Source organism: Azospirillum sp. B21, assembly GCF_008364825.1.
Taxonomy (GTDB): Bacteria; Pseudomonadota; Alphaproteobacteria; order Azospirillales; family Azospirillaceae; genus Azospirillum.
The window spans coordinates 1-8,839 of the sequence record NZ_VTTO01000042.1 but is presented as its reverse complement, the minus strand read 5'-3'; the positions used below and the strand labels follow the sequence as shown (position 1 = coordinate 8,839).

The 8,839-nt window shown below is 67.5% G+C and carries 13 protein-coding genes; 6 read left to right on the top strand and 7 right to left on the bottom strand.

The genetic code is table 11. The features are described 5' to 3' along the window. Positions 1–32: 32 nt before the first annotated feature. Positions 33–776, top strand: coding sequence for an IS6 family transposase (locus FZ983_RS33720; protein WP_247884091.1), 744 nt, complete (start codon positions 33–35; stop codon positions 774–776). A 75-nt stretch (positions 777–851) separates the two neighbouring features. On the opposite strand, the gene FZ983_RS33715 is transcribed toward FZ983_RS33720, so the two are convergent. From FZ983_RS33715 to FZ983_RS33700, 5 genes are all read right to left on the bottom strand, one after another. After that, positions 852–1,277: a cytochrome C gene (locus tag FZ983_RS33715; protein WP_149229074.1), complete on the bottom strand. Its 426-nt coding sequence runs from the start codon at positions 1,275–1,277 to the stop codon at positions 852–854. A 2-nt stretch (positions 1,278–1,279) separates the two neighbouring features. After that, positions 1,280–1,705: a DUF1924 domain-containing protein gene (locus FZ983_RS33710; RefSeq protein ID WP_149229073.1), complete on the bottom strand. Its 426-nt coding sequence runs from the start codon at positions 1,703–1,705 to the stop codon at positions 1,280–1,282. Beyond that, a complete protein-coding gene (locus tag FZ983_RS33705; RefSeq protein WP_149229072.1) occupies positions 1,702–2,238 on the bottom strand; it encodes a hypothetical protein in 537 nt (178 codons plus the stop codon). The genes FZ983_RS33710 and FZ983_RS33705 overlap by 4 nt, the downstream gene beginning before the upstream one ends. A 64-nt stretch (positions 2,239–2,302) precedes the next feature. Then, positions 2,303–2,440 (bottom strand): hypothetical protein, encoded by a 138-nt coding sequence (locus FZ983_RS34475; RefSeq protein ID WP_188092628.1) that lies wholly within the window; start codon positions 2,438–2,440, stop codon positions 2,303–2,305. A gap of 15 nt (positions 2,441–2,455) precedes the next feature. Then, a complete protein-coding gene (locus FZ983_RS33700; protein ID WP_149229071.1) occupies positions 2,456–2,842 on the bottom strand; it encodes a cytochrome c maturation protein CcmE in 387 nt (128 codons plus the stop codon). 106 nt (positions 2,843–2,948) lie between these two features. Between FZ983_RS33700 and FZ983_RS33695 the strand changes: the two genes are divergently transcribed. Genes FZ983_RS33695 through FZ983_RS33685 form a run of 3 tightly spaced genes read left to right on the top strand, consistent with a single transcriptional unit; the run spans position 2,949 to position 5,381 of the window. Further along, positions 2,949–3,347 carry a PepSY domain-containing protein gene (locus FZ983_RS33695; RefSeq protein WP_247884090.1) on the top strand — a complete coding sequence of 133 codons (399 nt, stop codon included), beginning with the start codon at positions 2,949–2,951 and terminating at the stop codon, positions 3,345–3,347. A 4-nt stretch (positions 3,348–3,351) separates the two neighbouring features. Further along, positions 3,352–4,011 (top strand): response regulator transcription factor, encoded by a 660-nt coding sequence (locus FZ983_RS33690; RefSeq protein WP_149229070.1) that lies wholly within the window; start codon positions 3,352–3,354, stop codon positions 4,009–4,011. Beyond that, positions 4,008–5,381 (top strand): sensor histidine kinase, encoded by a 1,374-nt coding sequence (locus tag FZ983_RS33685; RefSeq protein ID WP_149229069.1) that lies wholly within the window; start codon positions 4,008–4,010, stop codon positions 5,379–5,381. The genes FZ983_RS33690 and FZ983_RS33685 overlap by 4 nt, the downstream gene beginning before the upstream one ends. A gap of 21 nt (positions 5,382–5,402) precedes the next feature. Here FZ983_RS33685 and FZ983_RS33680 read toward each other — a convergent pair whose 3' ends face one another. Then, positions 5,403–6,284, bottom strand: a complete 882-nt coding sequence (locus FZ983_RS33680; protein ID WP_247884089.1) for an HD domain-containing phosphohydrolase — start codon at positions 6,282–6,284, stop codon at positions 5,403–5,405. 72 nt (positions 6,285–6,356) lie between these two features. After that, positions 6,357–6,698, bottom strand: a complete 342-nt coding sequence (locus tag FZ983_RS34955; protein WP_247884088.1) for a hypothetical protein — start codon at positions 6,696–6,698, stop codon at positions 6,357–6,359. A gap of 325 nt (positions 6,699–7,023) precedes the next feature. Here FZ983_RS34955 and FZ983_RS33675 point away from each other — a divergent pair, with 325 nt between their 5' ends. Beyond that, positions 7,024–7,596, top strand: coding sequence for a recombinase family protein (locus FZ983_RS33675; RefSeq protein WP_149229068.1), 573 nt, complete (start codon positions 7,024–7,026; stop codon positions 7,594–7,596). A 117-nt stretch (positions 7,597–7,713) separates the two neighbouring features. Then, on the top strand, positions 7,714–8,839 hold a 1,126-nt coding region (locus FZ983_RS33670; protein ID WP_247884087.1), incomplete at its 3' end, for an IS1595 family transposase.

The following is an 8,839-nucleotide window of genomic DNA, read 5'->3' as shown; positions in this document are numbered from 1 at the left end:
CGGGCTCACGTCTCATCCCGCCACTATGCCCAGTGCAACAGGAGCTCGCCAGCCCCGCGGTTTATGTGACAATGCCGTACGGGATCAGCTACCGTGACCTCGAGCAGATGATGGCCGAGCGCGGCGTCACGGTCGACCACACCACCATCTACCGTTGGGTCCAGAAGTATGCCCCCGAGATCGAGAAACGGCTGCGCTGGCAGTGGCGCTGCCCACGATCGACCAGTTGGCGGGTCGATGAAACCTATGTGAAGGTCGGTGGCAAGTGGGCCTACCTGTACCGGGCCGTCGACAAGCACGGCAACACCATCGACTTCTACCTTTCGCCCACGCGGAATACCGCGGCCGCCAAGCGTTTCCTCGGCAAGGCGCTGAACGGCCTGAAGGATTGGGAGAAGCCGATGGTCATCAACACCGACAAGGCGCCCACTTATGGGCCAGCCCTAGCGGAGCTGAAGGCCGAGGGCAAATGTCCCGAGGAGACGGAACATCGGCAGGTCAAGTACCTGAACAATGTCGTCGAGGCCGACCACGGCAAGTTGAAGCAGCTGATTCGGCCGGTGCGGGGCTTCAAGACCCTGAGGACGGCTTATGCGACGATCAAGGGGTTCGAGGTGATGCGCGCGCTCCGCAAAGGGCAGGCCGCCGCCTTCAACCTGACCCGTAACATGCAGGGCGAGGCGCGCCTTGTCGAGCGCGCCTTCAACGTCGGCCCCTGCGTGCTCGCCGAAGCCGTTCAGCTCGTCAATCAGCAGCTCGAACTTCAGGCTGCGTAGCCTCCGGCAGTGATGCCGGTCGATATCATCACGCGCCTACAGGAAGAGTTTGCAACAGAGCCTTCCACCGGACGTTCAGTCGTCCTCGTAAAGGCCCTTGGCCGCCGTGCGGTGGCACGCCTCGCAGTTGCCCTTGGCGCCCACCGTCCTGCGCTGCCAGACGGTGGGGTCGAAGCGGTGTTTGCGCAGCCACCAGCGCTGATCGGTGATGCGGACAAGTTGTCCGTCGCCACCGCCGGCATTCCGGGTCAGGTACCCACGGATGTCCGCCGCAACGTCGGGCGGCAGGCTGGCCTTGTCGCCGAAATGGTCGGCCAGCCCGTCCATGATGCGGGTCCAGCCGGCGGCGGGCAGCAGGCCCGGCTGATAGGCCATGTGACACTCGCCACATTCCTTCAGCGTCGCCGCATGGGTCACGGGTGGCACCCGTTCGAATTCGCTCGCCAGCGTGGCGTTGCCGGTCAGGAGCAGGGCGGCCGTGGCCGCGATCGAAAAGCGCATGTCTATCGGCTCGCCAGAAAGGTGATGAAGTCGCCCTTCTCGCGGGCGGTGCAGGCCCGGCCGAGGACGTTGGGGCAATCGCGCTCGAAGCGCTTCTCGACCTCGGCCGGGTCGGTGAACCGCTTGGGCGTGACCGAGACCGCCATCGGTTCGATGGCGCGCCCGGTCTTGTAATGGCGCCCCTGCGCCGTGGGGTTCTCGGTGTGGCAGGCGGCGCAGGCTGGGGTCTCGGCCTTGCCGCCGCTGTGCGGACCCAGGTAGAGGGCGCGGCCACGGTCGGCCGAGAAGGCCGCAAACTCGGGACTCTGCGCCTTCGCCTGGGCGGCGTAGCCGTCGAGGATCTTCGTACGGTTGGGATCGGCGGTCGCCGCCAGGGCGACGCCGGTGGCGAGCGTCGCGACGGCGGCGAGGAGGAGGGGCGATTTCATGGGCTCACTCGGTTGGAGAGATCGGGGCGGCGCGACGGCCAACGGGGGACGGTCGCCGGCCGGGGACGCTTGAGCCAGTGCAGCCAGAAGATCAGCCCGACATGCACGGCGGCGATCCACAAGGCGGCCTCGCCGAGGGCTTCGTGCAGGTCTTCGAGCTTGACCACGAAATCCGCCAAGGCACCGGAGACGGCCGTGAGGCCGACCCCGGCGAGAAGGGCCACGGCCATCCAGGCGATCAGCGGGCTGCGTTCGGTGCGGGCCTTCGCATCGCCGCTCAGCAGGCGGGCCAGCCAGTCCAGCGCCGGCCGGACGGCGGGTTTCGGGAAACGCAGCGGACTGCCTTCAGCCACCACCACCCCGGCGACCGCCCGCAAGGCCAGGGCAGCCAGGACGGCGTAACCGGAGAAGACGTGCATGCCGTAGGTGTCCTCGTCCCCGGTCAGGTAGGCGACGAGGAAGCCCCCCGAGACCGTCGCGTGGAACAGCAGGAGGAAGGTCCTTTCGGCGGCGGTCGGTTTGCGGTTGGCCATGGCGGTCTCTCTTGGCGTCGGTGCAGACTGGGACGGTGCAGACTGGGGCGGTGCGGGCTGGGGGTCAGTCGTCGTGCGCGGCGTCGGCGCTCCAAAGCCCGGCGAGGCTCGGCAGCCCCTGGGCGGACGCCTGATAGCCGATGGCCAGTGCGCCGATGACGAGCGCGGCGAGGAGGCTGTGAACGATCATCGTCCTGAGCATAGGGGCGCTCCTGGTTCAGTCGTCGTCATGGTGACGGCGGCCACGTTCCTGGAAAGCGTCGCCGCCGAAGGCGGTGCCGTCATCGCGGATGATCCGGCTGGCCTGGATGGCGCCGTGTCGGACCGCGCCGACGACGGTGATCGGGGCGCCGGTCTGGATTCCCTCCGGCAGTACGTCGTGGTTGGTGACGTCGATCTCGGTCTGGCCGTCGTTGAGCACGAACCAATTGGCGGCGACCCGGCCGACCGTGCCGGTGGCGGTGCCGCCACCGACCTTGAGGAGTTCGGCGATCGGTTGCGGGCCGGTCGCCTGGAATGCCCGGTCGCGGTGGCGGTCGCCGGCATGGGCGGCCCCGGACAGGGTCAAGGCGGCGAGGACGGCGACGATTGCGGTCTTGGACATAGCTTCACCTTTGGCGCTGGATGAGCGCCGGAGCGCTCGATGAACCGCACTTTGCCCGAGGTCACCTGAGGCGAGCCTGAACGGGCGGTTCATCGGCGGTTCAGGGATGCGACGATACGCTGGCTTCCACCCCACCCAGCGGCGGGCGAGACTCAAGCCGGAGTTCGAGGTGCGCATGTCCATCGGTTCAGCACTGCCCATCCTGGTCTGCGGCCTGCTCTTCGCGGGATCGGCCGGCGCTTTGGCCGGAGACGACCATGACCGCGCACGGGAAGCCTTGCAGGCCGGACGCATCCTGCCGCTGGAGCGGATCGTCGAGAGCGCCAAGGCGCGGTTCGGCGGCGAGATCCTGGATGTCGATCTGGAGGACGAGAACGCCGGCTTCCGCTACGAGCTCAAGCTGATCGCCGCCGACGGCCGCATCCTGAAGCTGGAGTACGATGCCGCGACGGGAGAACTCCTGCGCGCCAAGGGGCGCGAGCGGCGCCGCGGGGAACGGAGGTAGGGCCATGCGCGTGCTCGTGGTGGAAGACACCCCGGATCTGGGGCGCCAGTTGAAGCTGCGCCTGGAAGCCGAGGGCTACGCCGTCGATCTGGCGACGGACGGCGAGGAGGGGCGGTTTCTCGGCGAGACCGAACCCTACGACGCGGTGGTCCTCGACCTCGGCCTGCCGAAGATCGACGGGCTGTCGGTGCTGCGCGGCTGGCGGCGGAACGCGGTGACGATGCCCGTGCTGATCCTCACCGCTCGCGGCGCCTGGAACGAGAAGGTGCAGGGCATCGATGCCGGTGCCGACGACTACCTCGCCAAGCCGTTCAGCATGGAGGAACTGCTCGCCCGCATCCGGGCGCTGATCCGCCGCGCCAAGGGCCACGCGACGGCTGAGATCGTCTGCGGCGGCGTGACGCTCGACACGCGGACCGGCCGGGTGAGCGTGGGCGGCGAACTGGTGGAACTCACCGCCTACGAGTACCGGGTGCTCTCCTACCTCATGCACCGCAAGGGGCAGGTGGTCTCGCGCAGCGAACTGATCGAGCACGTCTACGCCCAGGACTTCGACCGCGATTCCAACACGGTCGAGGTGTTCGTCGGGCGTCTGCGCCGCAAGCTCGGCGTCGACATCATCAAGACGGTGCGCGGCCTGGGGTATCGGGTGGACGAGCCATGAGATGGGCCACGATCCAGACCGGTTCGCTGCGTTTCCGGCTGCTGGTCGGCGCGGCGGTGTGGATCGCTCTGGCCCTTGCCGTCGCCGGGTTCATCCTCGCCAGCCTGTTTGGCGACCACGTCCGCCAACGCTTCGAAGCCGAGTTGGCCAATCACCTGGAGCAGCTGGCGGCCGCGCTGGAACCGGACGCGGATGGCCGGCCGGCGCTGCGCCAGCCCTTGAGCGATCCGCGATTCCGTCAGCCGCTTTCCGGCCTGTATTGGCAGGTCGGCGGTGCCGGGGATCCGCTTGTGCGCTCGCGGTCGCTGTGGGACAGCGTCCTGGCCTTGCCCGCCGACGAGGTCGCCAACGGCGAGATCCACCACCACGTCGTGGCGGGACCGGCTGGCCAGCCCCTGACGGTTCTGGAACGCTCGGTCGTGTTTCCCGAGCGGCCCAATCCCTACCGGATCGCCGTCGGCGCCGCCCAAGAGGAACTGGCCCAAGTCACACAGGCGTTCAACCTCACCCTCACGCTGTCGCTCGGGGTCCTCGCCGCGACGCTGATCCTGGCGGCGCTGGTTCAGGTGGAGGTCGGGCTCAAGCCGCTGTCTCGGCTGCGCCGCGAACTGACCGAAGTGCGCGCCGGCCGGAAGAAGCGCTTCGCGGAAGCGATGCCGACCGAGGTCCAGCCGTTGGTCGAGGACCTGAACGCGCTGCTGGCCCACGCGGACGAGATCATCGGCCGGGGACGGTTGCAGGCCGGCAATCTGGCGCATGCGCTCAAGACGAATCTGGCGGTTCTGGCGAACGAGGCCGGCTCGCTCGACGAACGCAACGCGCGGGCGGTCGGGGCGGACATCGTCCGCCGCGTGGATATCCTGTGCCGGCATGTGGACCATCACATGGCGCGGGCGCGGGCGGCAGCGGCGCGCGGCGTGCCCGGCATCAGCACCCCGGTGGTCGGCTGCGTCTCCGCGTTGGCTCGTGTCATGCGGAAACTGCACGCCGCGGCGATGCTGGAGATCGCGATCGACGTCGCGCCGGAGCATGTCTTCGCCGGCGAACGGGAGGATCTCGACGAGATGCTGGGCAATCTGCTGGACAACGCCTGCAAGTGGGCGCGCCACCGCGTCGCCGTCGCCTCGCGGGTCGATGCCGGGGGCATGCTGTGCATCACCGTCGACGACGACGGCGCCGGCCTGCCCGAAGAGCCCCGCGACATCGCCCTCAACCCTGGCGTCCGGCTTGACGAGAGTGTCCCCGGCACGGGGCTGGGTCTGGCCGTGGTGCGGGATCTGGCGCGCCTGTATGGCGGCAACATCCGGCTCGCGGACTCGCCGCTCGGCGGGCTTCGCGCCGAGCTTCGCCTGCCGTCCGCTGAAAGATGACGCTTGGTATCCGCGTCCCCCTCACGCCGGAGACGACACGAAGTAATGCCCGACCAGACGGCGCAGTTCGCCTTCCACGCCCACGTCGCCCAGCGTGGTCAGCCGCCCGTGCAGGCCCTCGGCGATGGCGGCGAACCGCGCCAGCATATCCGGGTCGAAATGCCCTCCCGCTCCGGCGTGCAGGATGTCCATGGCGGCGGCGAAGGGCATCGGATCCTTGTAGGGGCGGCGCGAGGTCAGGGCGTCGAACACATCGGCGATGGCGAAGATGCGGGCGATGGCCGGGATGGCGCCGCCGGCGAAGCCCGCCGGGTAGCCGGATCCGTCGAACTTCTCATGATGGCCGCCCACCACGTCGGCGGCGTCCGCCAGCCACGCCGACGAGTGCAGGATGTCCAGCCCGCGGACGACATGGGTCTTCATCACCGCGAACTCGTCGGCATCCAGCTTGCCGGGCTTCAGCAGGATGTGGTCGGGGATGGCGATCTTGCCGACGTCGTGCAGGAACGCCCCCTTCACCAGTCGCCGGATGCTGGCGGCGTCCAGGTCCATCGCCTCGGCCAGACGGATCGCCAGGATGGTCACGCGGTAATTGTGCGCGTGGGTGTCGCTGTCGCGCTTGGCGATGGCGCTGCCCAGCACGGTCAGGATGTCGATGTTGGCGTCCAGCAGCCGGCGCGACAGGCCCATGACGCCGCGGTTGAAGGCGACGAAGATCGGCAGCAGCACCAGCGCCGCCGCCAGGACCGACAGCGAGGACACGGCGACCATCATCGCGATGTCCTTCACGATCTCGCCGGAGCGTTCGGCGGACAACTGAAAGACGCTTTCGAAGTAGCCGAGAACCCAGCCCTCCCGGTCGAGCAGCGGCTCCATCGTCTGGATGAAGAACAGGCCGTCCAAATGAAAGCGCTCGTAGCGGAAGCCGCCAGCCAGGGGGAACAGATGGCGACTCGCCGTCAGCCGCTCCTCGGCTCACTCGGCCCCCGGCATGACATATTCCGCAGTCTTGGCCTGGGCGGCGGCGTAGGGTTCGGCGACGATGAAGACACCATCGGTTTCGACCCGATGCGCGTCGTTGCGGTTGCTCATGAAGCGGCGCAGCAGGGCTTCGGCCTGCGCGGCTCCGGCTTTGGACGATAGGGCTTCGCGGGCGTCGGCCAGGAAAGCGGCGGATTCGCGCTTGGCAAGCTCGGACACCCGCGTGTCGGCGATTTCCATCTCGACGAGGAAGGCCATGACGCCGACCGTCACGGCGAGGCACAGCGCCGCGACCGCGACGCGCAGCAGGATCGAACGGTAGGTGGGCAGCGTCATCGGCGGGCTTCCTCGGCGAACGACAGGCGAAACCGGCAACCGCCCACCGACGGTCGCTCGTCCGTCGTGATGGCAAGACCGAACCTGGAGCCTGTCATGCTCGGGTTCGGGACGGCGGCCACACGGAACACGCGCACAGGTGAACCGAAGCTGAGCGACCCGTTCAGCCCCGGTTCAGCTGCGCGACGTATGATCGGGATCATCCGCCCCGTCCGTCATCCCGCCGTTTGACGGCCAGCCGCCAAACTGTCCGGAAACCCACGTTGACGACGGCTTTCCGGACACATAGTTTGTCGGACGGGTTTCCGGACAAACGGAGCGGGCGGTGGCGAACATCGGCTATGCCAGAGTCTCGACCGCTGATCAGGATCCGGCTCTGCAAATCGATGCCTTGGCCAAGGCAGACTGCGAACGGGTCTTCCAGGATCAAGCATCCGGAGCCAAGGCTGATCGACCTGGGCTGGCGGCGGCCATCGCCTTCGTACGGGCCGGCGACAGTCTGGTGGTCTGGAAGCTGGACCGGCTCGGACGGTCTCTGCCGCACCTGATCGAAACGGTAAACATGCTGGAGGCCCGTGGCGTCGGCTTTCGGTCGCTGACCGAAGCGATCGACACGACCACGCCCGGCGGCCGGCTGGTGTTCCACATCTTCGGCGCTCTCGGCCAGTTCGAGCGTGACCTCATCCGGGAACGGACCCGTGCTGGTTTGGTCGCTGCTGTCGCTCGTGGCCGGAAGGGTGGGCGCACGCCGGTGGTGACCGAGGACAAGCTCCGCCGGGCAAAGGCGCTCCTCGGCCAAGGTCTCACGGTTCGTGAAGCCGCGGCGCGCATCAAGGTCGGAAAGACCGCGCTCTATGCAGCTCTTGGCATAAACGGAAGCGAGGATGCTGATCCATGAACGGAGTTCTTTGTCCGTTCTGCCTTAGCGTTGTTCGCCATTATCAACCAAACACAGTAAGGCGTAGCTCTTCCAGCGTTTACGTGCGACTCTCAGCCATCAAGCACGGAGGGGACGATGGGATCGGTGCTCGAAGAGCTGACTGCCATTCGGACCGTGGCGGAGATGACCGAAGCATTCCACGACGAGGAGCGGTGCCGCCGGCTGGTTGAGGCGATGGTGTGGCCGAACGGACGGCTCTGTCCGGCCTGCGGCTCGCGGCGTTCGATCACCCTGGCCGGGCGCGACATAGGACGACGGTCGCGGCCAGGGCTTTATCAGTGCTGCAATCCGGACTGCCGCTACCAGTTCACCGTGACGACGCGAACCCCGCTGCATGGAACGAAGCTGCCGTTGCGGACCTGGCTCATGGGGCTGTGGTTCATCCTGCAATCGGACAAGGGCATCTCGTCCATCCGCTTGGCCGAAGCACTCGGCGTCAGCCAGCCAACGGCATGGCGGATGGGCCATGTCCTACGGCTCCTGGTGCTACGCGACCACCCGCTGGGCGGGACGGTGGAGATTGACGAGTTCCATTTCGGCGCCAAGCCGCGGCGTGATCCCAACCCTCCCAAACTGGGGCGCGGACGCAAGGGCCAGCCCCGCACGACGAAGACGCCAGCACTCGCGGTCGTCCAGCGGCCAAGCGGTCGGGAGTCGGGGACACCGGCGGGCGAAGCCCGTGCCGCCGTGGTTGCTGATCTGTCGCTCGACGAGGCTGAGCGGGTGCTGGAAGCCGCTGTCGATCCCAACGCGCACCTGATGAGCGACGAATGGAAGGCGTTCGTCGCCATCGGCAGCGCGTTCGCTGCGCACGATACCGTTCGCCATTCTCAGCGCGAGTATGTTCGCGGCAGCGTGCATGCCAACTCGGCCGAGGGCTTCAACGATCGTGTCCGGCGCACGATCGCCGGCGTTTTCCATCACATCAGTCGCGACCATGCCGACCTGTATTTTGGCGAGATCGGCTTCCGCTGGTCCCAGCGCACGGTGGCAGGTCAGGCCCAACGCCGGACCCGCAAGGGGCGGACGGTGATCCAAACCCTCTGGTCCCGTGTTCCCCCAGCCCTCCAGCTTCCGGCCGTCTTTCGTTACGCTGTCGGGCGCCAACTCCGGCGGACCAAGGAGGGGTCACTACACGAAAGTGATCAGATTGTCCGGGATGTAGGAACGAAAATAGAACTTATGCTGCGAGCAGGGACTG